Origin of the sequence: Rhodoferax potami (assembly GCF_032193765.1) — a bacterium.
In the GTDB taxonomy this organism is placed as follows: Bacteria; Pseudomonadota; Gammaproteobacteria; order Burkholderiales; family Burkholderiaceae_C; genus Allorhodoferax; species Allorhodoferax potami.
Genome location: NZ_JAVBIJ010000001.1, coordinates 1,903,081 through 1,929,625 on the forward strand (window position 1 = coordinate 1,903,081; position 26,545 = coordinate 1,929,625).

Below are 26,545 nucleotides of genomic sequence, written 5' to 3' on the forward strand. Positions count from 1 at the left end.
GACCAACGGGTCGCAGGTGATCGGCAGCCCTCAACGGAGGACTGCTGAATTTGGGAAAAAGAATCAGATCAGTGCAAGAGCTGCACGTGCCTGGCCAAGCCGGGAAGCGCCCGGTGGCTTTTGAGAGACGGCGGTCTTTTGCATCTTGGCCAGGACATCGTCGAAGGTGGCAATGCCGTCCACCATCTTGGCAGCAAGCGCCGCATCGGCACCCAGCACCCGCCCCTCGCCCATGCCGTCACGCACATCGGCGACAGAGACGCCTCGGCCCTTGGCCACGGCTTTGATGAAGGCGTTGTAGTAGTCGTCCACGCGGGACTGCATGAAGGCCTGCGCCTCAGGATCCAGCGGCACATACGGGTTGCCCTCGACCTTGAACTTGCCTGCCGAAATCAGGGTGGGTTTGACCCCCTCCTCTTCCAGCGCCTTCGAGTAATCAAAGTGGGCCTGCCAGACACCGATTGAGCCCACCTCGCCACCCGGGGTGACATAGAACTCACCGGCCGAGCAACCGATCCAATAGGCGGCCGAGGCGGCCAGGCTGTTGGCCACGGCCACCACGGGCTTTTGGGCACGGGCCTTGACGATCTCGGTGGCCAGCTCGGCCACGCCGTAGACGCTACCGCCGGGGCTGTCGATGTCGATCAGGATCTGGCCCACAGTGTCATCCGCCAGGACTTGGCGCAATGCGCTTGTGAATTTCTGGGTGCTCGTGCTGCCCGGCCCCGAGATGTCATCGACCATGTTGCCGCGCTGCGTGACCACCCCATACAGGGGCAAGACCACGATGCCCAAACCAGCACTGGAGGCCGCGCGATCTGAGGCGAACTGTTTGCGCGTGTCACGCAAGACCCGGTCCGCATTGATCTGAAACAGGGCCTCTTCGCTTGGCGGTTCATCCGAGGACCAGCGAGTGAGTACGGCAGTCAAGGCCTGCAGACGCTCGGGCATGAGCGCCCACGGCGTGGTCAGGAATTCAGAGACAAGAAGGTGTTTGTTCATTTGGAGTTTCCAAGTTGGATCAGCGCCTTGAGCAGCACTGGTTCATCGGTAGAGGGTTGAGATAGCGCCCAGGCGCGCACCTCGGGCTCTTGCAAGCCCAGGGCTTGGGCGATCAGGGCGATTTCCTGAGCGTCCAGGCGACCCTTCTTGCTGATGCGCCGGGCCAGGCGCTGGGCGTTGGCTTCAATGAGCTTGCGCAACCGCTGGCTCATCTCTTGATCTGGCTCGACCTGCATGTCTGCGTCGGCTGCGTCTGCCGGGTCTTCCCCTTCATCTTGCGGCTCCTGCTCCTCGGCGTCCTCTTCTTCAACCATGTTCAGCGGCCTGAGCGGTTGATCGAGCCCTTTGATCGGGTTGAGGTTCTCGGCGATGCGGGCCTCGTTGCGGGTGAGCCAGCCGTTTTGGATGCCGCTTTGGTAGTAGGCCGAGCGACTGGCCGCGTCACCGCGCATCAGGTTGGCGAAGTCGAATTCGATTTCGAGCTCATCACCGTCCAGCATCAGGTCCGCTTCGATCGAAGCCTCCCAGCGTTCGGCCCAAGGTGTCATGGTGTGCATGACGAACTCCAGGCTCTGCTGCTCGATGTTCGAGAATGTCGCCCGATCTAAATCGGCAATCATGTGCGGTGGCACACGGAACAATCGGGCAATATCTGTTATTTGGAACTTGCGCAGCTCCAGAAACTGGGCATCCTTGTTCGTGACACCCACCTCATGGAACTTCATGCCGTTTTCCAGCACCAGCACCTTGCCCCGGTTCGCTCCGGATTGGGCGGCCTGGTAGGACTCCCTGAACACTCGCTTGGCCTCGGCATCCTTGAAGTTGCCCGGGAACTCGATCCAGCCCCCTGTGGGTTTGGCATCGTTGTTGAAGAACCGGGCGCCATAGTCCTGCGCGGCCAATGCCATGCCCAGGCTCTCGCGGGAAAGCTCGATGGGACTCAGGCCCAACAGACCGTCCGAGGACAAGCCCCGCAGGTGCCAGGCCTCGCCCCGGGGCAGGACCAGCTCATGGCCTGCTTGGTTCTGAATCCGATATCGGTAGTCACCTTCAGTGAGCAGTTCCATTCGCACCCGGTCCGGATGGATGGGAATCAGCTCGGTGATCTCGCCCCGGCCGTTGGCCAGGATTTGGCAGAAGGCATTGCCACGCAGGGCCAGGTGCCCCTGCAGCATCTCGCGCCACTCGAACGGGTTCTGGTACCGATTGGGCTTCTTGCCCAGCAACCGGTAGAGCCAGTGGTCCGTCACCCTGTCCTTGCCGCCATCTGCTCGAGCGCGGTAGACCACCAGTGGCAGCGAGGCCATGGTCTCAGACAGGATGCGCACGCAGGCATAGACGGCTGCCAGGCGCATGGCCGAATCGGCCGAGACGCGCATGCCCGAGACACTGCGCACCGATACAGGCTCAAAAAAGAAATCGCCCCATGGGGAGCGATCACTTGTGGAAGCTTTGAATCGGTCAAAGAGGTTGAAGATTCCCATCGGTAGTGTCAGAAAACGCGCCTGCCGTCTCGTTAGAGCAGCATCAGCTCGTAGTCGGATCCCAGCACCACCGAGTCCCCCGGTTTTATCGCCCGTGAAAGGGCCATGATCAGTGCCACGATGCCGTCGATCTTGTTTTCTGCTCGCTCCTTGCGCGGGTAAATGTTGTCTTTGACGTCCGTGTGGGCCACCACGTTGCTGGCCATCCAGGCCAATACCGGGTCGCCGTCATGGACGAGCTTCTTTTGCAGGACCAGGGCTTCAAGCGTCTTCATCGGTTCGCTGAAATTCAGCACCGTGGGACGCACTTCGATCATGGGCAGGCCCTCGGAGAGCATCCGGGTGGACAGCTGTGTGGCCTGAAACGGATCGAAAGCCACGGCCTCCACCGAAAACCGGGACGCGATGTCCAGCAGATCGGCCTCGATCCAGCTGAAGTCGATCACGTTGCCCGGCGTCACAGACAGGCGTCCGGTATGGGACCAGCCCTCGTACTGGCTGTTGCCCGCAGCCTGGACCGTGTCCTCGGGCAGGTAGTACTTGCCAAACACCGCATATGCGTCTGGTGTGTCAGGGTGCCGGAACACCATGACCAGTGCCGCAATGTCCGTCTTGCTGGCCAGATCCAGGCCCACCCAACAGGGTTGCCCGAGAAACTGGTCCAACTCCAGATCGGGGTTGGTGCCCGCGTCCCAGGCCCGCATGTCCATCCAGGCCTTGTCCGCGCTCACCCATTCATTGAGGTGCTTGGTCTTGAAGTTGTTGACCGCGCTGGGCAACTGCATGGCTTTTGCCTGCAGGGGCACCAGGATCTCCTCGCGCACCGAGATGCCCCAGTTGGGGTTGGCCTTGATAAGGGAGTCCTTGATCGTCCAGTCGTCCCCTTCATCGAGGCCGTAAATGATCCCGAACTGAGAGTCGTCTTCGAACACTCGGTTGAGCAGCTTGGTGACAAAGCTCCTGACCTCGTAACAAATCCCTGAGCGGTTGCTGCCAGCCGTGGTGATCACCCACAGCAGGGAGTTGTCCCTCTTGCCGGTGCCGGTTTCCACAACGTCATAGACCGTTCGGGTCTTGTGGGCGTGCAGCTCGTCAATACAACCGAAGTGGATGTTCAGGCCGTCCAGCGTCGAGCCCTCAGCTGAGAGCGCTTCGAATTTGGAGCCGGTTTGCAAGACATGCATGTTGTGCGCACCGACGTTCACCGCGAACCGGTTCCTAAATCCCGGACTCAGGCGCGCCATGGTCTGGGCATCGCCAAAGACGATGCGAGCCTGATCGCGGGTGGTGGCCAGCGAGTAAACCTCAGCGCCGCCCTCTCGGTCGGCCGCGAGCATGTACAGACCCACCGCCGATGACAGCGTGGACTTGGCATTGCCCCGTGGCACCTCGATGTAGGACCGCCTGAAACGGCGCTTGCCGTCCGATTTGACCCATCCGAATACCGTGGACAGGATGAACACCTGCCAGGGCTCCAGAACGATCATCTGACTGGCCAGTGGCCCTTTGACGTGAGGCAGGCGCTCAATGAAAGCGCACAAGTTGTCGGCTGGTCTGTAAGGCCTGCCGTACCGGTCAAGCAGCTCCGGGTTGAACTGGTAGATGCTGCTCTTGCGTTTGAAGCGGATCAGGTCATCAAGTTGACGCTTGCAGGCCTTCTGAACCCACTCACAGGTCAGGATCTCTCCCGATACGACGCGCTGTGCATATTGTTTGGCGCTCGCAGCGTATGTGCTCATCGGTTCTACCCAACAATGTCCTCCCAGAGATCGAGCTCTTTGCCCGGTCGCTCGTTTGGAATGGAGATGCGCGAACGCGATGCAGGCGTGAACCCCATCTCGATCGCAGCCTTGGTCATGATCTGTGCCTGCTTGTTGGCAATGGCCAGGTACGGCGACTGCATGGGCACACCGCTGTGGGGCGCCTTCACCAAGAGCCCCGTTTTGCCGATACCCGCCTGGGCCTGTCGGTACAGGTCTGCCGCGCAGGCCCAGATTTCCAGCACGGACATGTCCAGCTTGCGAATCAGGGTGGGCGGCGCACATTCAAGCGCGTAGCGCCAGGCAGCCTTGGCACCCTCAGGCATGTAGTCCGGGGGCTCGACCAGCAAGCCCTCTGGGACGGGCTCGTGGTAATTGGTCCGGCATGGCTGCAAGGTCCCCTTGATCTGCTTGACTTGAGTCGGCAGTGGCTTGCGTCCGCCCATAAATCACCCGCTTGGTTTGATGTTCATCTGATGCACGGCCTTTGCTGCGCAGGTTTGGGAGATACCCCCCCTTGTTCAATTTGCACGCACAAAAATTCGCGCAAGCCCACGCATCTTGGGCGCCAGTCTGTAGAGATTCAGACCCCCTACCCCCTCAGGACGGGGCCTGGTTGCGCAGGGATGCCGTCTCTGAGGCGGTCTTGGCGTTGTGACAGGGCACGCACAGGCTCTGAAGGTTCACTCGTTCAAAGCGCTCACCGCCAAGCTTCACCGGAACGATGTGATCGACCACCTTGGCTGGTTGCAACAAGCCCTTGGCCTGGCACCTGCAGCAAAGCGGGTTATCCCGAAGCACCGCTGCACGTGTGTTGCGCCACCTGGCCGATTGATAGAAGCCCAGCTCGGTGTCGAACCCACGCCGTGCACGCCCGTACTCACGGTGCACTTGGGGCTGGTGATTGGTGCAGTAGCCGGGCACGTTAAGCACCTGCGCACAACCCGGATATCTGCATGGAGTAGGCGCACTTCGCGGCATCTCAATCGGCTTTCAAGGAATAAGCGACAGCTCGAAAAATTGACTTGGCTTCATCTTGATTCAGAGCGTCAATGCATCACATTGGATCAACGAAAGGAGTCAACCGATGAAACAAAACAAGGACCTCAACAAGCTCTTTGAGCAGATCGCTCTGAAGCATTTCTTTATCGAAACGCTGGAGACACAACACAGCGACCGACTGGACTTCCACGACGTCTCAGTCTGGGCTGTCAAGAGCGCACTGGAGGCTGCTTACGCCGCAGGCCACGCTGCCGCCACTGCAGCAACACAAAACAAATCAACAACATCGAAAGGCAAACAATGAAAATCGCGGACACACAACGCGCGCTGCTCGAAGCCGCTGCCAAGCATCCACAAAAGAAACTGACCAACTTCCCCGACACCCTAAAGGGTGGCGCACGCATCAAGGTGCTCACGGCCATGCGCAACGCACAGTTGATTGAGGCCAGCGCGTCAGAGCCCGAGGTGTACGTGGCCACAGCCACAGGGTTGCAAGAGATCGGCTTCACCACGCAGCCACCATACACAACACGTGAAGGCACCAAGCAGGCCGTGCTGATCGAGTTGCTCAAGCGCGCCGAGGGCGCCACGTTGCCTCAGATGACCGAGGCCACAGGATGGCAGGTCCACACGGTGCGCGGCGCGATGGCAGGCGCGCTCAAAAAGAAGCTGGGGCTGGAGATCACCTCAGAGAAGCAGACCGGCACAGACCGCGTTTACCGCATCACCACCACAACCGTTTGAGGACCTCATGAACCCCATCACCATCACCATCGAATCCAAGCCCACGACCATCAACTTCGATGGCCGCGAGTTGCAGGTTCAAAAGCTCAGCATCCCGCTGCCCTTTGGCCGCAAGCCTACAGACATCTCCGACATTGCCGCTTGCGGCGTCGAGGCGGTCTACGTGACCGAGATCCGGGAGATGGACCCCGAAGAATTTGATGGCTTCAAGTTGAACCTGGGCAAGTCTCGCGACTGGCTCAAGGGCAAGGGAGGCGATTACTGGGATGGCCGGTTGTGCGTGATGGTGCACGCACCTGGTCGCCCCTACTTGTTCATCGATCCATCCGGAGGAGACAGCGTTCGCTACCTCGCGCGTCTGGGCTGATCAGTCACAAATAAGCAACTGATCAGAAAAGATTGGATGAATCGCTTTACTTTTCACGCAGGTAGAGCGTTCATACAGTCATCGCAACAAGGAGAACCAAATGGCAGCCATCAACACCACAACGCAAGTCGAAAACAACTACGACCGCTTCATCGCCGAACTGACCGCCCTCACCCGCAAATACGGGGTGGCCATTCAATCGGTCGGTGGCGTGTACCTGGCCGACGAGCGCGGCGAGTATGACAAGCTCACCTACAACGCCGACATAACGAGTGGCGACCTGTACCCGAATTTCTCGGGCAACTGAGATCAGGCACTAGCCACCGCAGGGGCATCCTGCCCCTGTGCAATAGCTGCACTGATGGCCAGCTCACCGAATTTCACACCATCGTCCTCGCGCATGGCCTGCTGACCGGTATATTCCTCCCAGCGCTTGATGATCACATCCACAAACTTGGGATCGAGCTCAATGAGTCGAGCCTGACGCCCAGTCTTCTCACTGGCGATCAGGGTGGTGCCGGAACCTCCAAACAGGTCCAGAACAATGTCCCGGCTCTTCGAGGAATTCTTGATGGCTCGCTCGACCAGCTCGACCGGCTTCATGGTCGGGTGCAGGTCATTGACTCGGGGTTTGTTGTAGTTCCAGATATCCGACTGGTCCCGGTCGCCGCACCAGAAATGGTCCGATCCCTGCTTCCATCCGTAAAGGATCGGCTCGTACTGGCGCTGGTAATCCGCGCGTCCGAGCGTGAAGGTGTTCTTGGACCAGATGATGAAGGTGGACCATTTACCGCCCGCTTTGATCCAGGCCTTTTGCAGGGTGTGTAGCTCCGAGGAGCTCATGCACACGTAGCAGGCGCCTTTGGTGACCAGGAGCAGGTTCAGGCAGGCGTCGTAGAGGAACTGGAAGAACCCCTCACCCAAATCGTCGTTCATGATGCGCCGGTCTTTGCCGCGCATCTTGTCCTTGGCGCTGTTGCCGTAGTCCACGTTGTAGGGTGGATCGGTGAAGGCCATGTCGGCCAGTTGACCGCCCATGAGGCGCTCCACATCCGAGAGGACCGTTGAGTCGCCACAAAGGAGGCGGTGGTTGCCGAGAATCCACAAGTCCCCAGGTCTGGAAACAGGATCTACTGGTGCTTCTGGGATTGCATCATCTTCAGTCAAACCACCGCCTGATTCGTCACCGTTGAGCAGCTCTTCGAGCTCCTTGTCGGTGAAACCCATCAGATCCAGATCGAAGTCGGCCGCTTTGAGCTCGGCCAACTCGAGTTTCAAGAGCTCGTCATCCCAGCCAGCGTTCTCGGCCAACCGGTTGTCGGCCAGGATGTAGGCTTTCTTCTGCTCGGGCGTCAGGTGCCCCAGCTCAATGACCGGCACCTCCTTGAGGCCGAGCTTGCGCGCAGCCATCAAGCGACCATGGCCAGCAATCAGGCCCTTGGCACCGTCCGTGAGGATCGGGTTGGTCCAGCCGAACTCGGTGATCGAGGCCGCGATCTGTGCCACTTGGGCATCGCTGTGGGTTCGGGCATTGCGTGCGTAGGGGACGAGCGCGTCCACTGGGACCATTCGGATCTCAGGATGATTCATAGGGGTGACCGGTAAAATCGACCGCAAAACGAGAATGTTCTGCAGTGCAAATCAAAGTAGTTCGCGGGGTTCTGGCCCGCAAAAGCCCGACTGAGGCCACAGCATCCGGAGCAGGCTTTACGCCGCTGATTGCTGGGACCTACGAAGTGGGATCAGAAATTCATAGCCGTCTGGAAATTCTCCGCGAGGGAAAACCGACTGTGTACCTGCCACTGGAAAAGCTGGCGGAGTACGAGGCAGCAGGAGAAATCGAAGTTCATCGATAGGAGTCGGACAACAGTCAGTAGACGTCGATGTCATCGACTGTCTTTGACTATTCCTCGACTGTTTCGGGGAAGTTTCGGGGGTGTCATCGACTGTGTGTGACTGTCATCACTGTCTCTGCACTCGTTTGTCCACCGTAGATGAAAATGTAGCTGCAAATCGCCGAAATGTTGCAGCGTGTTTTGGCCTCAAAAACCGCGCATTCACTTTTCAGATTGAATTGCGCCGCGCATGCACGCCAAAACACGCTAATTTCCTCTCTGGTTCGAATCCTCACTGCTTGGGTTGCGCTGCCTGCCTGTTGAGCAGATCAGCCACCACCTGCATGTCCCGCTTCCAGCGTCTCCACGCCGTCGTACGGTCACAGGCAAAGCGCTTGCTGATCTCCACCCAGTCAAAGCGCTTGGCCCGCATCCACACCAGGTGCCGCTCATCGAGCTCGAGCATCTGCACCCAGCGCATCACTTCGAGCATGCGTTCCACATCCTGAGGGGACGGGGGCGGCAATCGGTACACCTTGTGCGGATCCGGGTAGGCATCACTTGGCAGGATCACGATGGGCCAGGTGCTGGCGTAGCCCTGCACCATCACGCGTGGCAGGCGCCTGGCCGTTCTGGCCGCATCGACAAATCGGTCTGCCACCGTCTCGACTGTCCAGGCTTCAACCATGGCCACCTCCTCTGGTCTGCACAGGCTGCTGGCCAGAAAGCCGATCGCCATATAGTCGCTCGCCAATGGAACGGATGAGCTGGCGCTCCAGGAAGTCAAGCCGCTCGTCTTCTTCCGAGACGACCAGGATGTGCTGCTCGCGCCACCCCTGGCGCTTGGCCGCCTCGACGTCCATGGGAGTGGCCTGCATGCGCCCAAGGGGCGATGGATAACGTGCTGGAGGGATCTTCATACCTGCCCTCCAAACGAAATATTCCGATGCGCCGCTGGGAAGTCAAAAACGGACTTGTCCGGTTTTGACAATGGGTCTGACGCTTTTGACGGTACAAAACACTCCTTCTCTTTATGCGCGTCTACGCGCCCGCGTAAAGAACCAATGTAATGACTCGTCAGTTGCGTCAAAGAGCCAATATCTGAAATCTTTTTCATTGAAATTTCCTCTCAATCATCGTTGTACGGATAGGACCGGGCAGGCAAAGAGGTGGGCTGTTTGAGGTCGATCCCCTGATAGCCACGCACACCCATGGAGTTGCGCCACTTGTCAAAGCGTCTGGCCAACAAGGCGTCTGAGAACCGGCGCTGCGTGCCTATGTACTCACCACTGAGTTCGGCCCACTGCTTCCAGTCGTTGAAGAGCGTGGCCGTCAATGCCTTGTGATTGACGCCCAGATTGCAGCGCTCAGTCATCCACCGCCCCATAGCGTCCTCAGCCTCGAAGTACTCCTCGGTCGCGCTCACCACAGACTTGGGCTGGCTCAGACCTTGGCTTTGCCAAAGCAGGCAGCCCTGGACGGCCCAGGCCATGATTCCGTCGCGCTCAGCCAGCAGCTTTTCGGTCAGGAGCGGATCGCGCTTTTCTGGAGGGACCGTGATCGTGAAAGGGATCAGGTGCATGCGGCGGCGCATGGCCTCATCGATGTTTCGGATCGCAGGCTTGTGGTTACCGGCAATCAAGAGCTTGAACTGCGGTCTGTAGGTGAAGAAATCTTGGTGCATCAGGCGCGCCGTGATGTCGTCCCCACCCGTGATCGCCTTGATCTTGGATTCGTTCCAGCGCCTGCCTTGCTCTGTCTCAGTTGCCGATACAAAGCGTGCACCACGCAGACCTGCCAGATCGGTGGGGTGCCGGTCCGAGCGCGACTCCATGAAGGTGTCCATAGGAGCGTTGGCGGCATAGTCGCCCAGCACCGTGGAGATCACGTTCACGAAGACCGACTTGCCGTTTGCACCAGTGCCGTACAAGAAAAACAGTGCGTGGGTGCTGATGTCGCCTGTCAGGCAGTAACCCACCACTCGCTGCAGATAGTCCTGCAACTCGTCATCACCCCCTGTGACGTTGACCAGGAAATTTCGCCAAACCGGGCAATCCCCTTGAGGGGTGGCCGTGGTCACCTTGGTCATCCGGCGCTCGCGGTCATGCGGACCACGCGCACCAGTGCGAAGATCCACGATGCCACCAGGCGTGTTGAGAAGCCAAACGCTTGAGTCCCACTCATCGACCGAGGCGCTGTGGCGCGGCTCGGAGCGCACAATGCGCTCGATCGCCGAGATGGTTCCAGAGCTGGCCAAGCGACCTTTGAGCTTGGTGCCATCGGCATGCACTGAAGCTGCCCGGCAAATCAGGCGACATAGGTGCATGACATACAAGGCCTTGTCGATGTTCCAGCGCACGCCGTTCCACACAAGCCATTTGCTCCATGGTGCGCAGTAGCGCCATTCCTCGGCGAACTGGTGAGAAAAGGCCATGGCCAGGCCATCCTCGTTCGTGTAGTCGATCCCATCGACCAGCTGCATGGGCGTGTGCGCGTCAATCTGATGCACGACCGGCACGCGCTCGCCCACGGCAAGAAAGCCAGCTATGTCAAAGCCGTCTTGCACCGCATCGGCCACATCCCAGCCCTCGGGCTTTTCTGCTGGGGGCTGCAAGATGACGCAGGACTTGGCACCAGCCTGCATGATGGCCTGCGACGCATGGTCGGCATATTGCCAGCCAGGTTTGTCACGATCTGGCCAGATCAGGACGTGCTTGCCAGACAGGGGGGACCAGTCAGTTTTCTCAACCGGTGCGTTGGCGCCGTGCATGGCCGTGGTGGCGCACACACCCAGATCAATCAATGCTTGAGCGCACTTTTCGCCCTCCACCATCACGACCTGCTCAGCCTTGAGCATGCCGGGCTGGTTGTACAGCGGACGCGGCTCAGGTGGAGCCATCTTGCGGCGGCGCACATCCCATGGCCTGAACTCCTTGCGGCCCGGCTCTGGGTCGTAGCGGTACACCACGGCGATGAGTTTTCCGCTGGCATCCTGGTAATCCCACTTGGCTGTTGCAGGCCCCAGCTCATCCACGGCAGGGGCTTTGGCTTTGCTCGCGGCCACCGCGCTGGCGGGCATAGCCGAGACGCGTCCGAGCCAGCCTTTAGCCCGTTCGAGCACCTGGGGAAACTGGGCCTGCACATCGAGGTTGTAGTAGCGGGCGATGAGGTCGAGGATGTCTCCGCCCTCACCCGTGGCGCGGTCGGTCCACAGCCCCACCTTAGGACCAGAGAGCAAAAGCTCCAGGCTGTCGCCCGGCCCTCCCATCACATCGCCCACCAGGTATTTGTTCTGGCGGCGCTTTCCTGAGGGCCAGATATCCAGAGCCAGCAAGGGCAGCTGGTCATTCAAGGCTGCGCGGATTTCATCCTTCTCTCGGGCAGCGTCAGCACCGTCCCCTGCCACCTTGCGGGCGTGACCACCGGGGGCATCATTGAAGTCAAGCATGTGCACCTCCCTTCTGGGTTGTGCTCGTATGCCCGGCTTGTCTTGCTGCGTACCCAACTTGCCACTTGTGCAGTTCGCGGATGCGATAGCGCACCATGCGACTGATCAGGTAGAACGGGATCCCCATCTCAGCTCGTTTGCGAGCATCGATGAAGTAGTACAGGGGAAGATTCAGTGCTGTCGAGGCCTGCTCGGCCGTCACGAATGGCTCATCTGTGAAATCGCCGACCGATTGAACTGGCTGCGGCGTTGAAGAAATCGTTGGATTGGTGTTGTTCATGAAAACAGTCCTCCCTGCAGGCGGCTTTCGCCGCCCGCATCGGTTGGTTTTTGAAGATTAAGAAAACGCTCCGCCGAACTCAGTTCATTGGCGGCGCATCCAGTTGCATGCGAACGGGCGGATACTTGCTGCGTTCGTGTTCCTGCACCATGGCCTCGACATAAGTCGTGACCACGGCATTGATCAATGCAAGGGCCTCTTGCTGGGTGTAGCTCGACAGCGCTCGGTCCATACCGATCTCGCTGGCCGCCTCGCCCAGCGGCTTGAGACACTGCTGCATGGCGGTCAGTTCTGCGTCGGATGGATCAATCACGTCTGCTCCCGTTGGCAGCTGTCCCTCGCGCTCGAGGTAGCGCACACCAACCGCGTACAGCCGGTGGAAACAGGCCTGGCAGCGCAGCGAGCAGAAGATCCAGTCGATGGGATACCGCTTGGGGTGCCCCACCTTGAAGCGCAGATCCACATGACCGAAGCCTTTGGCTTGACGAAAACACACCCAGCATTTCATGCAACCTCGCCATCACTGCGCCCATGCAGGTCGACCCTGCGCATTACTGGGGCGCGGGGTGTAGCTGGTCCCCGACTGGGGGGCTGGCGCCGCTGCTGCGGGAACCGCAGTTGCAGGAGCACCACCGGAGCCGTGGCCCCCACCTATGCCACCATCGCGTTGCAGCTTGGCCTGCATCAGTTCTGCGTACTCTTTGTGGTCAGGCTCCATCACCAGACGGATGATGTTGCGGTACTCGCCCTGGCCATCCTTCTCAATGCCGATCCGGGCTGCGAACTCGGCGCCATCCAGGTCACCGAAGCTGCGAATTTGACGAGCACGCTGTGCTTCAGGTGAGTTGTCATCCGGGTGGATATTGCGCGAGCTGTTGAGTACCGCCTTGATGAAACTGCGCCCCATCTGCGCCCAAGTCGGCCCCTTGTTGGAATGCAGACCGACATTGCTCCAGATCTTGCGTTTGGCAAACGGGCCTGTGAGCAACACGAACTCGCAGGACAAAAACACTGCGCCTGTTTCGTCCGACGCCGTGGCATAGCCGCCTGTCCAGCCCTTGCTGGCGTCGTCATAGCCGCCGGGTTTTATGGTCATTCGCACCAGGGCCTGGGTACCTTTGGGGATCAGGTTGAACTCGCCTTGCTGGGCATCGGCGTCATTGAAATCAGACCAAGCGGCCTGGTAGTAGTTGTCGAGGTTCATTGAGAAATCTCCTTTGATTGGTGGTGTTTGAGTGAAGATGAAGGCTTTGGGCGCTCAGAGCTGAACATCGCCTACCCAGCGGATCTGGAAGGTGGGCTCGGTGATGAGTTCCTTGCGGGCGGGCTGAAATGCCGCACGCAACAGTGGATGCCAGCGGGCGTAGTCCTGCTCGGCCACCGAGAACTGGACCTGCATGAAGTCCTGTACGCGGTCACCGGCAACGACCATTCGTTCTGCGATTTCAGACAGGTGCTTCTGGTCCCAGACGATTTCTTTAGGCTGCGAGACATCGATCTGCAGGTCACCGTCGTCGATGCGGAATCTGGCAGCTTCTTCCTGACCAAGCGTTGTGGCATGACGGACCTGGTCGGCGTAGCGGATTTCCATGCCCCGATTGATTCGGCCGCGCATCTGCAACGTCCAGTCATGGAGCTGCTGCACCGCGTTGCTGAAGTGAGCCAGCTGGTCTTTGGGCAGACGGCTGATCTGGTTCTCGGAGAGGTCGGGCAACGCCGCCTGTTGCAATTGAAGGTGGTTCATGGAGGACTCCTCAGGTGGTGGAACGTTGCGAGGTGGAGACGTGCTGGACGCAGTTCTCAAAGGCGATCACGGCATTGAGTGGGTAGTTCACCCGCTTGCCGAGCTTCAAGTAGTGAGGTCCGCGCCCCTCCATTCGCCAGCGTTGAAGGGTCTTGGGGCTCATACCCCAACGCGAGGCCAGATCGGCCTCGCTCAGGACTTGCCGTGGGGGCATATGTGGCTCTGGGGCCATGGCGCTCAAAGGGTTAAGCGTTGAACGTGCTGGTGTTGCTAGCAGCATGGGTCACTCCTTTCAGAGAGTTGAGGGACAACGCTGCTATTTCAGAAAATCAATGGGGAACTGATAAGGAACTGATCAAGGAACTTTGGCGATATCTCCAGTTCCTTAATCCCGACCTGGTGCTCGATGAGCTGGACGCGTTGGATCGAGCACCTGCCAATAGCAGAGTAAATTTCATAGCCATGGGAAAATAAGCACTCATATATGCGTTGCTAAAATTTTTAGAACGCCATAAAATGCGCTTTAAATGAAATCCCTATCCCCGCCACCACTGCCAGTTGCACGCAGCCTGACCCGACTCGGTCAGGCAATTTCGCTTGCGCGTCGGCGCAGACACCTGACACAAGAAGATCTTGCGCAGCGGATTGGTGCATCTGCTCACACCGTGCGACGGATGGAAGCGGGCCACCCGGGCACCGCCATGGTTCATCTCGCCAGGGCCTTGCAGGTGTTCGGGGAGTTGGACAAGCTCAATCAGTTGCTCGACACGCCTCAAGACACCATCGGCCTGACCCTGATGGATGAAAAATTGCCCCAACGCGTGCGCAAGTCCCGCAAATCACCAGAGTCCGGAGCGTTTTGATGGCCACAAAACCTGCTGTCAAACCCGCCGCCAGGCCAGCCCCCACCCGCACCCAGATGGATGTCTTTCTGGGCAAAGCGGAGAAGCCTCTGGGACGGCTCATCTTCGTCAAGGACGGCCAGCGGGAGTTTTCTCAATTCGCCTACAGCGAAGATTGGCTGGCAGATGCCCAGTTCTTCGATGTCTCTCCCGACCTCAACCGCCAAAGCGGCTACCAACTGCGCAAGCCTCCGACCAAGAACGACACCTGTTTCTTCTTGGCCTTGGCCGATACCGAGCCGGATGCATGGGGACGGCGAGTGATCGCACGCGCACATGCCAAGGCCCGTGCCAAAGATGCGTCGCTTGGGCCACTGACCGAAGCAGACTACCTCGCTTGCGTGGATGATTTCAGCCGAGTGGGCGCACTGCGGCTGCGAGATGAGAGCGGGCACTACCTGCGCAGCGTGGCCGATGGTGCGCGGTCAACGCCTGCATTTTTGGAGCTGGAAAAAATCCTCCTCGCATCCCGCGCAGTGGAAGTGAGCAAAGAAACGGCCGAAGACCTGGCCTACCTTCAGGGCAAAGGAACATCCCTGGGCGGCATGCGCCCCAAATGCACCATCCTGGATTCAGATGGTGCTTTGTCGCTTGGCAAGTTTCCAAGCGTGAACGATGAGCGCTCTATCACGCGTGGCGAGGTGTTGGCACTGCGACTGGCCCAGCTGGCAGGCATCGACAGTGCGCAAGCACGGATCGTGATGGTTCAGGACCAGCCGGTTGCCATGATTCGCCGCTTTGACCGCACATCCGAACAAAATCGCATCCCCTACATCTCAGGCGCCACGCTGCTACAAGCCAACCGCGACGACGAGCATTCGTACACGGAAATCATCGATGTGATGCGCTCCAAATGCGAGAACTTCATGGATGACGCTAGGCAGTTGTGGCGACGGTTGGTGTTCAATCACATGATCACGAACGTGGATGATCACTTGCAGAACATCGGGTTCTTGTACAGCGGAAACAACCAGTGGCGACTGGCACCTGCTTTTGATTTGAACCCTTTTCCCGACAAGGAGTCGGAATCTAAAACCTGGCTCAGTGAAGACAGTGGACCGATCACCTCGATCCAGCAACTGTTGGGTCAAGCCGCCCGCTTCGAGTTGTCTCAGCCCCAAGCGCAATCCACCCTTGAAGAGGTGGCCGCAGCAGTCAAGCAATGGAGAGATGTGGCGACCTCAGCAGAGGTTGGACTGCAGGCGCACGAACTCAATGACTTCAAGCCTGCATTCAAAAGCGACATCCAATAAGCAGCCGTTCCGCAACCTGTCGCGGCGCGCATGAACCGGAAAATAGCGCGGTCATGGCTTGATACAACATTGCCGATGTTAGAAGTCAGATTTCCTGTTAGATGAGCACCTCGCAGGAATTACTTCTGATCCCAGGCCAGCTGGTACAAACCCAACCGGCGCTGTCGGCTAACCAGTTGCTCATAAGCTTGGAGCGGCCCTAGGTACAACGGATCCCCGCGATTTGCGGCCTTGATCTTGAAGACATCCATTGGCTTTTCGCTGGATAGACCAGCTGCCCTCATGAGGAATTCAGCTGGTTGGGCTTGGTTTCGATGCTTCCAGAGCGCAGCAAACAACCTCGCCTGAGCTTCGGTCAAGCGGATGGGGCCATGCGGCCAGTCATCCAGATACACCCACTGGAAATCGTCGCTGAACGGCCCATTAATGGCCACAGGGATGGCGTCTCTCAAAACATCGCCAGCATCTTCATGCACATCGTCGAGCAGACGCAGCGCCATACCATGCAAGGCAAATCGATCCTCGAGATGCCACCAGGTGGCCACCCCCGCCAGCGGATCCTGCGGCATCCGCCCCAAAGGCCTGGGCGTGATCACCCAGCTTTGGGTACGAGGCTCGTGTCCGTGAAATATCTGCAGCCCATGGCGCTCCACCAGATCAATCCGCCGTGCCACCACCACCGGTCGCTTCCTGTAGCGGCCGATGTCCCACACACCATCGACGATACAGGTGATTGAGACCTGCGACGCAATGCCCAGTGCGCCGCGCAACTTGCGGATCAGCCATTCGTCGTCCAGCTGCCAACTGCGCTGACTGGCCGGATCCAACCGAAACGGACCGCAGTCAGGGCACTGCACCATGAGGCCGTCATCACTTCGGAATATAGGACCTCGGTACAAGCCACAGAAAGCGCACATGGCATCAGCTGGCGTTGACCTGGCCCGCAATCACCGCCTTAACCTGCTTGAGTACATGCAGAGCTGAAATTTCTCCGTCGTGCAGGCCGCTTTCGAGCGAAAAGCCGCCCCTCACAAACAACAGGGCTGCCAGATTGATGGCTTGCTGGTTCTGCGTGATCTCCATTCACAGCCCTCACTCAAACAAACCACCAGCGAGCACCCCTTGCCCTGCACTTTCTGGATCAGGCAAGAGGACCTGCTGGCCTTGCAGGATGCCCAGCTGCACCAGATAGCCTTCCAGCTGGGTCCGAAGTTTTTCATCGAACTTGTGCAGGTTCAGCCGCCCCTTGCTCGTAACCTCAACACTGACCACCGGACAGCGGCTTTTGCCCTGCATGGGTGCGAGGTAGAAATTGAGCACCGCTGCCTGGATCATCCAACCACGAGTGAGTGGATTCTCCGAGTTGAAATAGCTGGCCAGCAAATCGGTCACGCAGCGCTGATCGCTGGATGCACTGGCGGTGCATTCAAGCTTGAGCCGTCCACAGCCACTGACCACGGTCACGCTTTTGACCTGCAGGCCCACGAAGCCGTCCTCGATCGCTTCCGGGATGTTCATGCCCAGGCGCAGGGAGGTAAGGTTCAGGCGAGGCGTCTGAATGCGCTGTGCATCCGCGTCCACACCCAGCAAATGCCTGGCAAAGGCCTCACAGAGCATGGCGTGGTACTTGGCCCCACCTCGGATGATGGTGCGTGCCACACCGGTTGCCTGGGCATATTCCAGCACCATGTGGATATTGGGACTGCCCACGCGCCGCTGCAGTTGGCTGCCCTCGAATTCGAGCTTGGCCGTCGCCAGATCCTTGGCGTGAATTGAGATGAGCTGTGTGCCCCGGGCACGTTCGAGCACATTGACCACACACACCTCACCGCAGCCTAGCTCGCGCTGGTAGAACCCCTTGATGGCATCGCTGAACGCAGCTATCGAGGCCTCGTCTCGTTGTATGGCTCTCTTGATGCCAAGGTCATGCTGTTGGGCCTGCTGCCCATGGTGGTCTAGGTATTCGATTTCGGCCGCCGCCTCAAACAGCGCGGGGTGGTGAACATACAGCCAGAACGCCCGCTGCAGGTCACTCTTGCAGCCAATCAGGCCCATCAACTCGGAGGGTCGATCATGCGCCGCCTGGAACATGGCCTGCTTGCCCAAAGGGTGAGCCAGCAGCGTGCTGGCGTGCAAACCCGCCACGATGCGGTCACGCATGGCAGCCACAGGGTGGGACTGGATCAAGCCAATCAGGCCTTTGGACGTTTGAACGGAGTCGTTCCATGACCAGCCCTCGGGCAGTGGCAAGGCATGGCGCTCCATGAATGTTTTGAGGGTGTCGTCGACAGGCAAGTTCAGCAGGATGTCGGCGTAGGTCTGAGCTCGACTCATTTGGGTCTCCTTTGTTGTTGTTTGTTTCGGCAATGAGGCGTCTCAACCCCCAGTCTGTTGACCGGGGGCTTGGGTTGAGGTTTTGCCGGATTGCTGGATAAATATACAGCTTTTGGCAAGTTTGTCAAAGCCACCGCTGCAGGCCGCTTGAATGCTGGCCGGTGTCTCAGAAACCCAGGATTTATGCGGCTCTCCAACTCAAGGACCTCATTGGCCCGCCAAAACACGTTACTTCTGGAGGGGTTCATTCATACGATTTGTGGACGGTTTTCTCAATCAATTCCTCCCCATGAAAGTCCACCTGAACCAATCCACAAGCCCCCTGGGCAATCGCTCGGAAAAGAGTGGCTACCTCTGCCTTGAACAGATCAGCGCACTGATGGCCAAAGGCGCCCTCAGTCAACACCAGAAGCTCACCGAAATCCACAGCAGTCAGGTTTACGCCACTGAACTGGACGAGTTCGTGGACTTCAATGCCTGGCAGAGCGTGAATGTGAACCCGTCTACAGAACAAGGAGTTCACCCATGAAGCCACGATCCATCACCCCGCGCGAGCAGCGCAGTCTGGAAAAGCTCAATGCCGTCCAACGCGAAGTGGCTGCCCTGCATGAAATGAAGATGCCCGATCTTTGGAAAGTGTGGGATCTGCATTTCGCAAGCCGCCCGGTACACCCCAACCGCAAATATCTGACCTCACGCTTGAGCTACCGGATTCAGGAATTGGCCTTTGGCACCTTGCCCCAGTCCACACGCGAGCGCTTGGTCGACTACGGCCAAAACCTCTCCAAAATCAAGACCAAGACCCCGGCCAAAGCGGTGGCCATGCCCGGGGCCACACTGGTGCGTGAGTTCGAAGGCAAAGAGTTCAGGGTGGAGGTTTTGGCCGACGGCCGCTACGAGTACAACCAGAAGATCTACCGCAGCCTATCGGCGATCGCCAAGAACATCACCGGCACGCATTGGTCCGGACCCGCATTTTTTGGCGTAAAAAATATGGTGGCCGTATGACTGAAGTGACCATCAAACGCTGCGCTGTGTACTGCCGCGTGTCCTCTGATGAAGGCCTGGACCAACAATTCAACTCCATCGATGCCCAGCGCGAAGCAGGCTTGGCCTTTGTGATGAGCCAGCGCACAGAAGGCTGGGTGCCCGTGCAGGACACCTACGAAGACCCCGGGTTCTCCGGCGGCAACATGGAACGCCCCGGCTTCAAACGCCTGATGACAGACATCAAGGCCGGAAAGGTTGACATGGTGGTGGTCTACAAGATCGACCGCCTCTCGCGCTCGCTGGCCGACTTTGCCCAGATGATGAAGGTCTTTGACCAGCACACGGTCAGCTTCAGCTCCGTCACCCAGCAGATCAATTCCTCGACCTCCAACGGTCGCCTGATGCTCAACATGCTGCTGTCTTTTGCTCAGTTCGAACGCGAAGTGACCGGCGAACGCATCCGAGACAAGATTGCCGCCTCCAAACGCAAGGGGCTGTGGATGGGTGGCGTGGTGCCGCTGGGCTACCGTGTGGAAGATCGCCAGTTACTGATCCACCCGAAAGAATCGGAAACTGTGAACTGGATCTTCGACACCTACGCCAGCACAGGATCGACCACGCAGATGGTCCAGCAAATGAAGGAGCAAAACCTCCTGACCAAAACGGGGCGGCATTTTTGCAAGCAGTCGCTGTACAAGGTGCTGCAAAACCGCGTCTACCTGGGCATGCTCTCGCACAAGGGCAATTTCTACCCTGGTGCCCACAAGCCCCTGATCGATCAGGACCAGTGGGACAAGGTGCAGAAAATGCTTGCGCGCAAACCCGAAGAGAAGACCCAGGCCACTTGGTCCTTGAAGGCCCGGACCCAGTTTCTGTTGCGCGGCTTGATCTACACCCCTGCAGGCGATCTGTATCTTCCGATGGCCTGTCAGAAGAAATCTGGCAAGGTCTACCGCTACTACGTGCACAACAAGAAAATGCACGAGGGCGCCAGCCAGAGCACCGTCGCCAACCAGCCTGCCGAGCCGGTGGAACAGGAGGTCACCCGGCAGGTACTCGATTTCCTGTGCTCGGGCACGATGCTCAATCAATACTGGCACCAGATCCAGCAGCTCAACCCCGGCATCCCCGAGGCCCAAGCTGTGAATTTGGTGCTTCAGCGCACAGCGGAAATCTGGGACAGCTACTTCGATGAGCTCAAAAGCCACATCATCCGCAGCTTGGTCGAACGAGTCACGCTGCACGATGACGACACGATCGAGGTCAGCTGGCGCACCACTGACTGGCTGGCTCTGCTGGAGGCAATGAAGCCCGGGACAATCGGCGCAGAGATGCTGGAGATGGAGATGCCAGCATGAGCGAGATGACAATCAGCAAGGAAGGCGAAGGTCTTAGGATCTCCACACGCAAGCCCTTCAAGCTCAAACGCCGCCCAGGCATCAAAACCCTGGTACTGGCCCAGGACGCGCCAGAAGGCCAACAGATGGGTGCGGTGTTAGCCAAGAGCACCCACGTCGCCTTGTTCCACGGGCTGGCCAGGGCCCATTACTGGCAGTGGCTGCTCGACACCGGAGAGGTCAAGAGCGGCTCTGAAATCGCCCAATTGGAGGGCCTAGATCCGAGCACGGTCAATGAGCTGCTGCGACTGACGCTGCTGGACCCTGCCCTGGTGATGGACATCCTTGGGGGAAAGCCACCTCATGAAGCCAACATGATGTGGTTCACCAGAAACGCACTACCGAACCTGTGGCATGAGCAATTCATGTCACAGCAAGCCGCCTGAAGGGATTCATAATGCTCCGTGCGACCTTCAGCCAATTTCGCGGCCATGGCTTGGTTTTACGAAAAGTGGCGTTTTGACAGGATGCAAGCGATTCACTCTTCAGTCCCATTTCCGGTATGCAGCGGGAGCCGTCAGCGGCTCACATTTGCTGGTTAGCGATTCTTGGCAGAAGCTGTCGAACAGGATTGGCGCCCTAAGCTGTCGTTCTATGACCCTTTCGGAAGATGTTGTCAAACGCAGTTTCGATTTGATACAGCTGTCGAACGCAAACGCGGCGTGGATTTGATACACCGTTGTGTGGGGCGATTGTCTGTTTTGTCTTTGCTTGTCTTTCAAGCAGTCAGTGGCTCGCCACTGACTGCTTGGCGCCCTTAGGCTGCCTGTTCCTCCTGTGTATCAAGGTGACTGCGTTTTCGTTTGAGTAGGGTATTGCTGCTGGCGGCAATCACACCGGCACGCCGCTTATCTTTCAGGCGATAGGAGTCTCCTGAAATCGGGACCACATGGGCGTGGTGGAGCAGTCGGTCAAGTAGCGCCGCTGTCAGCGTGGCATCGTCTGCAAACGTCTGGTCCCATTGCCCAAACGGCAGATTGGAGGTCAGGATGAGACTTCCCACTTCATAGCGTTTGGCAATGACTTGGAACAGAAGATTCGCCTGTTCCCGATTCATGGGAAGGTACCCGACCTCGTCAATGATCAACAGCCGGTAGGGACGCACGATGCGTTTGATAGCCTCTTCCAGGGTGTTCTGCCGTAGTGCCGTGCTCAGTGTCATCAGCAGATCTGCCGCCGTGATGAAACGCGTCTTGATTCCAGCCTGGGTTGCCCTGTAGCCCAAGGCGATGGCCAAGTGGGTTTTGCCCACCCCACTGGCGCCCAGCAAGACCACGTTCTCGCTGCGCTCCACGAAGGCCAGACTGCCAAGCTCCTGTACCAGGGGTTTGGGCACGCCGCTGGCAAACTGGAAGTCAAACTCATCAAGCGTCTTGATGGCGGGGAAGCCCGCTATGCGCGTGAGCATGGCGCGTGTTCTCTCCACTCTGGCTAGAGCCTCGCCACGCAAGGCTTGCTCCAGGAACTCCAGGTACCCCAGCTCTTTCTTGGCCGCCATTTGCCCCAAGTGGGCAAGCTGATCGGGTAAGTTGAGCAGGCGCAGCTGATCACACAGTTCACGCAGTCTTTCCATTTGCAGGCTCATGGTCGTCCTCCTGCTGAGGCTTGGTTGTGCACCAGCGTGTCATACATCGCCAGAGGATGCTGCAGGCCTCGCCATGCCGCGGCTGGAATTGGCCGGACTGCTGCGCCGCTACCGGTGACTTTTTGCAATTGACGCACTGTTCGCCCACTGTAGGCGCTGGGGATGGCCAGCAGATGTGTGCGCTCCTGTTGCAAAGCCAGTGCCGGCACACACCCAGTGGTTCCGTGGATCCGCACATTGGCAACGTCACGCAGCCAGGTGCGCATTTCCCGATTGGCTGTGTCCGCGTCCACCACCAAGCATTGCTGCTTCATACTCGCCACCAATGGCACCCAGAAGCTGCGCCGGATGTAGCCATTCATGCGTTCGACTTTGCCCTTGGTCTTGGCCCGATAGGGCTTGCACACCCGCGGCACAAAGCCATGGTGGTGCGCAAAGTCAGCAAAGGCACCCTGGAACTGGTGCAGGTTCTTGCCGTAGGCGTCACGCTTGAGGATGACGGTCTTCATGTTGTCGTACAGCACTTCACGGGTGACTCCACCAAAGCTCTCGAACGCCCTGACATGGCACGCCAGTAGTGTCTCCAGCTTCATGTCTGTGACAAACTCCGCGAAGGTCGCCCGGCTGTGGCCAAGCGTTGCCACAAACGCCGCCAACATGCCGTCTTTATGCCCAGACTTGCGGAACTCGATCCAGTCCATCTGCATTTGCTCACCGGGCTGGGTCTCGAACCGCACAACCGGATCCGGGCGCGCCTGTGGACGCAACTCCTTGAGGTACTCCTGCAGGATGCGCACGGAGCCCGTATACCCCTGTGCGGCAATCTCACGCTGCAGCACCGTTGCGGGAATCCAATCAGGCTTGGCCGCCTGAATACGTCCAGCCAAGTAGTCCTTGAATGGATCGAGCTTGCTTTTACGTTCCGGCAGTTTCTTCATGGCCGGCGGACCGCCCTCCAAATACTTACGCACCGTGTTGACTGCCATTCCAGTTTGCGCCGATATCTCGCGCAAGCTCAGCCTGTGCTTCCTTAAAACCTTGAGTTCCATGTACTCCTCGTTCGTAATCATTGCCAGTCCCATCCATGGTTCGGATGGCTTGGCACGTTAGTCGAGGTGTATCAATTCCTCACCGCGTTTGCGTGTCATTTTCATACTGCGCGTGACAATGTTGTCGCACCTGAAGATTCATACCTCCTAAGCCTAGGAAAGTCGCTGCGCGAGTTGACTGCGGTATCCACTTGCCTTAACGTAGGGCGGCCAAACTCGGAGAGCATTTCTTCAAGCTAAAGGAGGACAGATATGCCAATCAAGCCTGGGCCCAAACCAATTGCCAAATCAACGGGCAAACCTGATAAGCGTCGACGTGACAACAAGGAAACGCCAAAGAATACGCCTGACCTCAAGCCTCACAAGCATAAAAAGGGCGATTAACGGTAGTGGGGTGCGCCTGCGTCAGTACCCATCGTGAGCGACGGCAACCAGCCTGCAGTTGCCATTGCCAAACCGGCCGACCGGAGTGCAGCGATTGCTGTCAGTTGCTGCCACGCCTTCAGATCACTGTCTCATCCAGGAAGCGGTCATCGCGGCGTCTCGCCACAAGCTAAAGTCCGCCCCGCTTACACAAAATTCGGAAACGACCAACACTCGCACAGTGCATTCAAAGGAAGCTCGACGGCTCATCGCTCCAATCCGAAAGCAGAAATTCGGCGTTGATGCCCGCCGGGAGCAAGGCGCGAAGCTCCGTAACTTTCGCCTCCATGGCCGCGGGCTGTCCCATTACAGCAGCCAGAACGGCTAAGTCGGCGCCCAATTCTTGGGCTACCGCAGCTAAGTCCGTGATATCCGATTTAGTGATCAGTTCAGAGCGAGCCTTGACCTCACCGATCACAAGTCGTCCATCCATGATGCAAAGTAGGTCGACCTCACGGTCGATTCGCTGGGCCTGATTCTCTGGGTAATCCCGATAGAGTGCCGTCTGCGGGGCAAACATGAAAGAGTGCTTGGCCTGTTGTCTCAGGGCGCTGATCGCCCACGCAACTGAGATCGTGTCGTGTTCGCGAAGGCAGGTGGCGAAGAATTCGTTCATCCGAAAGTCGAGCGCGACATCAATGGGAAGTTGATGCTCTCGACCACATACATCGCAAGACATCACGTCTTTCAACGCTTCGACCCCGACCCAGTTTCTATGCCGACACTCCCTACAACTCCATTCGTGGCCGCGATACATCACACCGCGTTCAAAGAAGAAGCTCAAGGACCTCTTGAGGTCATCCTCGCGCTCACCCAGGATCTCGTCCTGGCGTTGTTTCAGATTAGGGTCCTTCTCGATCGCGGCGGTAAGCTCTTCGGTCCAGTCGTTCAGGAGATGCGAGTAGCGCGTTCGAAGTCGAGGAACTTTCAGTCTGCTTGCCTTCTGTACGATTCGCTGCGCTAGTTTCTGCCATCCAGCGTCGTCTTCGATGACAAGCCTTCCGTCGGCCGCGTGCATGCGCTGTTGAATGTCTCTAATGACCTCGTCATGCTGGCTTTGCGCAGGCGCGGCCATTTTTCCGAACTGCGCACGCCAGAAGTGCGTCTCCATTGTGTGCTCGATGTCGCTCAGTGAACCAAACATCCCAATCAACCCTTGAAGGTAGCTGCCTTTGTCGGATGGCTTGGTGTAGCGGTAGAGTGCCGCCTTGGCGTGTAAGCCGCGCAGGTCGCCATAGTCAAAGCGTGAGTTCTCAGTGATGAGGCTCTGGAAGACATTGCTGTCGTCGGGTTGCTTTATTTCGACCGTCCGAGTCTCAATATTGACCGGCACCGCCAGTCCACCGCCTGCTCGAATGCGAGCGCCGTTCTCGCCGGAGAAGTGGCGCACCAATTGCCGCCGCTTGGGCAGCGCCCAGGCTTCGCGTACGTTGCTGAAGCGGCCTATGTCGTGCAACCGGTCGACGGACAAGTCGATGTACCAAGCCCCTTGGGTGAAGATCGGGTGCAGGCCCGCACAATACGCGAGCTGCAAAGGTTGGGGAACACTGACTGCCACTTTGGGACCGGCAATTGCAGTCTCTACAGTAGGCGTGCCATCGGTCATGCTAGGCAAGGCACGCCAGACCCGCGCAGCGTCGGGCGGGCAACAGTCGTCGATCGAGGCAATAGGATCAAAGGTAACGATCGCGCGTGACGATTCTTGCAGGCGCTTAACAAATCCCTCAAGGGTTGCCGCGTCGAGCGAACGGGAACGTACGAACACCCGCGCTGGGCCGTTGCTGCTCCCCAACCAATTACCGGTCTTTAGAAACGCGCCGATCTTGTCGACCTTTTCGACGCTGACGACTGCTTCGGCTGGAATGCGAAGAGTTTTGTAGCGCTGACTGCGTGCGTCATCGAAGAGCAGACCCGCATTCCAGCACGCAATGCGGTCTTCGAGCGTATCTCCAACAACGAGGCAGAAGCCATCCGTCCAGCGGTGTTCTGGTCTGTGCGGTTGGCCACGAAGATTCGAGAGTTGACCGAGCGTCGCTATGCCGCCACGATTCCCAAGATTCTCCAGAACTGTATAGGAATCGTGCACCTCATCCCCCTCCAGGGGGCGAAAGTGCCAGCGGTTGTCCGGCGGGTTTTCAGGGGTCAACATCATGCCGCGCACACCGATCTGCTGATGCAGCGGGAAGGGGTTCACGCTGCCAAAAAGGGTTCCGAAGTTGTCCTTGATGAGGCCATCGTCATTCCAGGCTGGGTAGCGATCCAGAATGTGAGATGGCGCCGCGCTATGGAGACCAGATACGGTTTTAAGGAACGGCAGCCACGATAGTGATGTGAGGCCAGATAGCCGTTCGAGATCCACCCGTGGATGTTGCTCAGGCGTGGCACGGTCTCGTTTCCGTTCGAGCAGCGTTGTATCGGCTAGAAGTGCCATCAATCCTGGCACCAAGGCGGCGTTATCGTACGTCAGGAGCAGCACAAAGTCCGGATCAAGCAGGCGAAGCCATGTCTGAAATGGCTCGGATATGGCTCCGTTCACCAATGGCACGACAAGCGACTGACGTCCGCCATCGCGGCCAAAACAGTCGGCGAATATCGCATCGAGCCAGCCATGCGCATCGACACCGTCCTCCAACACGTAGGCGATACGGAGGGCTCTGGGTGTTGCCCTGACCTTTGGGTCTGGCTTGTTCATGGCATATCTTACAAGCTGGCCAGCCGCTCGATGACTGTTGCCGGTAGCAGCAGACATTGGTGCTTCGAAACCAACTGACAGCAATCAGCCTGAGATCGACATTTATCCGGTTCAACTCCCCTATGCTTGGCCACTGACATGGTCCAACCCAATCGCTGGAACCCGCATGAATACTGTGTCCAGCTTATGGACACGTCCACAAGGCAACAGAGAAAAAAGAGAGAAATTCGGACTCTGAGGCCAAAAACTAGAGA

Annotated in this window: 34 protein-coding genes; 13 read left to right on the forward strand and 21 right to left on the reverse strand. The window is 58.4% G+C overall.

Going from position 1 to position 26,545, the window contains the following annotated elements:
- Positions 1-63: 63 nt before the first annotated feature.
- The 5 genes from sppA to RAE21_RS09105 form a co-directional block, all read right to left on the reverse strand.
- Positions 64-1,002 (reverse strand): signal peptide peptidase SppA, encoded by a 939-nt coding sequence (gene sppA, locus RAE21_RS09085; protein ID WP_313881076.1) that lies wholly within the window; start codon positions 1,000-1,002, stop codon positions 64-66.
- Positions 999-2,486 (reverse strand): phage portal protein, encoded by a 1,488-nt coding sequence (locus tag RAE21_RS09090; protein WP_313881077.1) that lies wholly within the window; start codon positions 2,484-2,486, stop codon positions 999-1,001. The genes sppA and RAE21_RS09090 overlap by 4 nt, the downstream gene beginning before the upstream one ends.
- A 32-nt stretch (positions 2,487-2,518) precedes the next feature.
- Positions 2,519-4,225 carry a terminase large subunit gene (locus RAE21_RS09095; RefSeq protein WP_313881078.1) on the reverse strand — a complete coding sequence of 569 codons (1,707 nt, stop codon included), beginning with the start codon at positions 4,223-4,225 and terminating at the stop codon, positions 2,519-2,521.
- 5 nt (positions 4,226-4,230) lie between these two features.
- Positions 4,231-4,692: a phage terminase small subunit P27 family gene (locus RAE21_RS09100; RefSeq protein ID WP_313881079.1), complete on the reverse strand. Its 462-nt coding sequence runs from the start codon at positions 4,690-4,692 to the stop codon at positions 4,231-4,233.
- Positions 4,693-4,846: 154 nt separating this feature from the next.
- Positions 4,847-5,227: an HNH endonuclease gene (locus RAE21_RS09105; RefSeq protein ID WP_487392458.1), complete on the reverse strand. Its 381-nt coding sequence runs from the start codon at positions 5,225-5,227 to the stop codon at positions 4,847-4,849.
- A 106-nt stretch (positions 5,228-5,333) separates the two neighbouring features.
- Here RAE21_RS09105 and RAE21_RS09110 point away from each other — a divergent pair, with 106 nt between their 5' ends.
- The 4 genes from RAE21_RS09110 (at position 5,334) to RAE21_RS09125 (ending at position 6,666) form a co-directional block, all read left to right on the forward strand.
- Positions 5,334-5,552, forward strand: a complete 219-nt coding sequence (locus RAE21_RS09110; RefSeq protein WP_313881081.1) for a DUF6900 domain-containing protein — start codon at positions 5,334-5,336, stop codon at positions 5,550-5,552.
- Positions 5,549-5,992, forward strand: coding sequence for a DUF3489 domain-containing protein (locus tag RAE21_RS09115; RefSeq protein ID WP_313881082.1), 444 nt, complete (start codon positions 5,549-5,551; stop codon positions 5,990-5,992). Before RAE21_RS09110 ends, RAE21_RS09115 begins: the two co-directional genes overlap by 4 nt.
- A gap of 7 nt (positions 5,993-5,999) precedes the next feature.
- A complete protein-coding gene (locus tag RAE21_RS09120) occupies positions 6,000-6,359 on the forward strand; it encodes a hypothetical protein (protein ID WP_283224930.1) in 360 nt (119 codons plus the stop codon).
- A 100-nt stretch (positions 6,360-6,459) separates the two neighbouring features.
- Entirely contained in the window at positions 6,460-6,666 is a 207-nt protein-coding gene (locus tag RAE21_RS09125) for a hypothetical protein (RefSeq protein ID WP_313881083.1), read from the forward strand.
- Between the two features lie 2 nt (positions 6,667-6,668).
- Here RAE21_RS09125 and RAE21_RS09130 read toward each other — a convergent pair whose 3' ends face one another.
- Entirely contained in the window at positions 6,669-7,949 is a 1,281-nt protein-coding gene (locus RAE21_RS09130; protein ID WP_487392460.1) for a site-specific DNA-methyltransferase, read from the reverse strand.
- 44 nt (positions 7,950-7,993) lie between these two features.
- Here RAE21_RS09130 and RAE21_RS09135 point away from each other — a divergent pair, with 44 nt between their 5' ends.
- Complete coding sequence (locus tag RAE21_RS09135; RefSeq protein WP_313881085.1) at positions 7,994-8,215, forward strand: hypothetical protein; 222 nt, start codon at positions 7,994-7,996, stop codon at positions 8,213-8,215.
- 271 nt (positions 8,216-8,486) lie between these two features.
- Here RAE21_RS09135 and RAE21_RS09140 read toward each other — a convergent pair whose 3' ends face one another.
- The 9 genes from RAE21_RS09140 to RAE21_RS09180 form a co-directional block, all read right to left on the reverse strand.
- Positions 8,487-8,882, reverse strand: coding sequence for a DUF6362 family protein (locus tag RAE21_RS09140; RefSeq protein ID WP_313881086.1), 396 nt, complete (start codon positions 8,880-8,882; stop codon positions 8,487-8,489).
- On the reverse strand, positions 8,875-9,114 hold the full coding sequence (locus RAE21_RS09145; protein WP_313881088.1) for a hypothetical protein: 240 nt from the start codon (positions 9,112-9,114) through the stop codon (positions 8,875-8,877). The genes RAE21_RS09140 and RAE21_RS09145 overlap by 8 nt, the downstream gene beginning before the upstream one ends.
- Positions 9,111-9,311: a hypothetical protein gene (locus RAE21_RS09150; protein ID WP_298596264.1), complete on the reverse strand. Its 201-nt coding sequence runs from the start codon at positions 9,309-9,311 to the stop codon at positions 9,111-9,113. Before RAE21_RS09150 ends, RAE21_RS09145 begins: the two co-directional genes overlap by 4 nt.
- Positions 9,312-9,323: 12 nt before the next feature.
- Complete coding sequence (locus tag RAE21_RS09155; protein ID WP_313881089.1) at positions 9,324-11,642, reverse strand: phage/plasmid primase, P4 family; 2,319 nt, start codon at positions 11,640-11,642, stop codon at positions 9,324-9,326.
- Positions 11,635-11,922: a hypothetical protein gene (locus RAE21_RS09160; RefSeq protein ID WP_313881090.1), complete on the reverse strand. Its 288-nt coding sequence runs from the start codon at positions 11,920-11,922 to the stop codon at positions 11,635-11,637. Before RAE21_RS09160 ends, RAE21_RS09155 begins: the two co-directional genes overlap by 8 nt.
- A gap of 79 nt (positions 11,923-12,001) precedes the next feature.
- Positions 12,002-12,430: a DUF6511 domain-containing protein gene (locus RAE21_RS09165; RefSeq protein WP_313881091.1), complete on the reverse strand. Its 429-nt coding sequence runs from the start codon at positions 12,428-12,430 to the stop codon at positions 12,002-12,004.
- Between the two features lie 12 nt (positions 12,431-12,442).
- Entirely contained in the window at positions 12,443-13,126 is a 684-nt protein-coding gene (locus RAE21_RS09170) for a hypothetical protein (RefSeq protein WP_313881092.1), read from the reverse strand.
- 54 nt (positions 13,127-13,180) lie between these two features.
- Positions 13,181-13,666, reverse strand: coding sequence for a hypothetical protein (locus RAE21_RS09175; protein ID WP_313881093.1), 486 nt, complete (start codon positions 13,664-13,666; stop codon positions 13,181-13,183).
- Positions 13,667-13,676: 10 nt separating this feature from the next.
- Positions 13,677-13,880: a helix-turn-helix transcriptional regulator gene (locus tag RAE21_RS09180; protein ID WP_313881094.1), complete on the reverse strand. Its 204-nt coding sequence runs from the start codon at positions 13,878-13,880 to the stop codon at positions 13,677-13,679.
- 38 nt (positions 13,881-13,918) lie between these two features.
- Between RAE21_RS09180 and RAE21_RS09185 the strand changes: the two genes are divergently transcribed.
- From RAE21_RS09185 to RAE21_RS09195, 3 genes are read left to right on the forward strand one after another with little or no spacing between them, the layout of a single operon-like run.
- Complete coding sequence (locus RAE21_RS09185; RefSeq protein WP_313881095.1) at positions 13,919-14,140, forward strand: hypothetical protein; 222 nt, start codon at positions 13,919-13,921, stop codon at positions 14,138-14,140.
- A 53-nt stretch (positions 14,141-14,193) separates the two neighbouring features.
- Entirely contained in the window at positions 14,194-14,529 is a 336-nt protein-coding gene (locus RAE21_RS09190) for a helix-turn-helix domain-containing protein (RefSeq protein WP_313881096.1), read from the forward strand.
- Complete coding sequence (locus tag RAE21_RS09195; protein ID WP_313881097.1) at positions 14,529-15,821, forward strand: type II toxin-antitoxin system HipA family toxin; 1,293 nt, start codon at positions 14,529-14,531, stop codon at positions 15,819-15,821. Before RAE21_RS09190 ends, RAE21_RS09195 begins: the two co-directional genes overlap by 1 nt.
- A 119-nt stretch (positions 15,822-15,940) precedes the next feature.
- Here the strand turns inward: RAE21_RS09195 and RAE21_RS09200 are convergent, their stop codons facing one another.
- From RAE21_RS09200 to RAE21_RS09210, 3 genes are all read right to left on the reverse strand, one after another.
- On the reverse strand, positions 15,941-16,681 hold the full coding sequence (locus RAE21_RS09200; protein WP_313881098.1) for a hypothetical protein: 741 nt from the start codon (positions 16,679-16,681) through the stop codon (positions 15,941-15,943).
- A gap of 61 nt (positions 16,682-16,742) precedes the next feature.
- Positions 16,743-16,904 carry a hypothetical protein gene (locus RAE21_RS09205; protein WP_313881099.1) on the reverse strand — a complete coding sequence of 54 codons (162 nt, stop codon included), beginning with the start codon at positions 16,902-16,904 and terminating at the stop codon, positions 16,743-16,745.
- A 9-nt stretch (positions 16,905-16,913) separates the two neighbouring features.
- Positions 16,914-18,155, reverse strand: coding sequence for a hypothetical protein (locus RAE21_RS09210; protein ID WP_313881100.1), 1,242 nt, complete (start codon positions 18,153-18,155; stop codon positions 16,914-16,916).
- A gap of 289 nt (positions 18,156-18,444) precedes the next feature.
- On the opposite strand from RAE21_RS09210, the gene RAE21_RS09215 reads away from it, so the two are divergent.
- The 4 genes from RAE21_RS09215 to RAE21_RS09230 are packed head-to-tail and all read left to right on the forward strand — an operon-like array spanning position 18,445 to position 20,928.
- The gene (locus RAE21_RS09215; RefSeq protein ID WP_313881101.1) at positions 18,445-18,684 is read left to right on the forward strand and encodes a hypothetical protein; all 240 of its coding nucleotides are present in this window, start codon (positions 18,445-18,447) and stop codon (positions 18,682-18,684) included.
- Positions 18,681-19,163: a DUF2924 domain-containing protein gene (locus tag RAE21_RS09220; protein WP_313881102.1), complete on the forward strand. Its 483-nt coding sequence runs from the start codon at positions 18,681-18,683 to the stop codon at positions 19,161-19,163. The genes RAE21_RS09215 and RAE21_RS09220 overlap by 4 nt, the downstream gene beginning before the upstream one ends.
- Complete coding sequence (locus RAE21_RS09225) at positions 19,160-20,503, forward strand: recombinase family protein (protein ID WP_313881103.1); 1,344 nt, start codon at positions 19,160-19,162, stop codon at positions 20,501-20,503. The genes RAE21_RS09220 and RAE21_RS09225 overlap by 4 nt, the downstream gene beginning before the upstream one ends.
- On the forward strand, positions 20,500-20,928 hold the full coding sequence (locus RAE21_RS09230) for a hypothetical protein (protein ID WP_313881104.1): 429 nt from the start codon (positions 20,500-20,502) through the stop codon (positions 20,926-20,928). The genes RAE21_RS09225 and RAE21_RS09230 overlap by 4 nt, the downstream gene beginning before the upstream one ends.
- Before the next feature lie 371 nt (positions 20,929-21,299).
- Here the strand turns inward: RAE21_RS09230 and istB are convergent, their stop codons facing one another.
- Together istB and istA are read right to left on the reverse strand one after the other, a co-directional pair.
- A complete protein-coding gene (istB, locus tag RAE21_RS09235; protein WP_313879687.1) occupies positions 21,300-22,127 on the reverse strand; it encodes an IS21-like element helper ATPase IstB in 828 nt (275 codons plus the stop codon).
- Positions 22,124-23,197, reverse strand: coding sequence for an IS21 family transposase (istA, locus tag RAE21_RS09240; RefSeq protein WP_428984048.1), 1,074 nt, complete (start codon positions 23,195-23,197; stop codon positions 22,124-22,126). Before istA ends, istB begins: the two co-directional genes overlap by 4 nt.
- Positions 23,198-23,428: 231 nt before the next feature.
- Between istA and RAE21_RS09245 the strand changes: the two genes are divergently transcribed.
- A complete protein-coding gene (locus RAE21_RS09245; RefSeq protein ID WP_313881105.1) occupies positions 23,429-23,560 on the forward strand; it encodes a hypothetical protein in 132 nt (43 codons plus the stop codon).
- 226 nt (positions 23,561-23,786) lie between these two features.
- Here RAE21_RS09245 and RAE21_RS09250 read toward each other — a convergent pair whose 3' ends face one another.
- Positions 23,787-26,291: a hypothetical protein gene (locus RAE21_RS09250; protein WP_313881106.1), complete on the reverse strand. Its 2,505-nt coding sequence runs from the start codon at positions 26,289-26,291 to the stop codon at positions 23,787-23,789.
- Positions 26,292-26,545 lie beyond the last annotated feature (254 nt).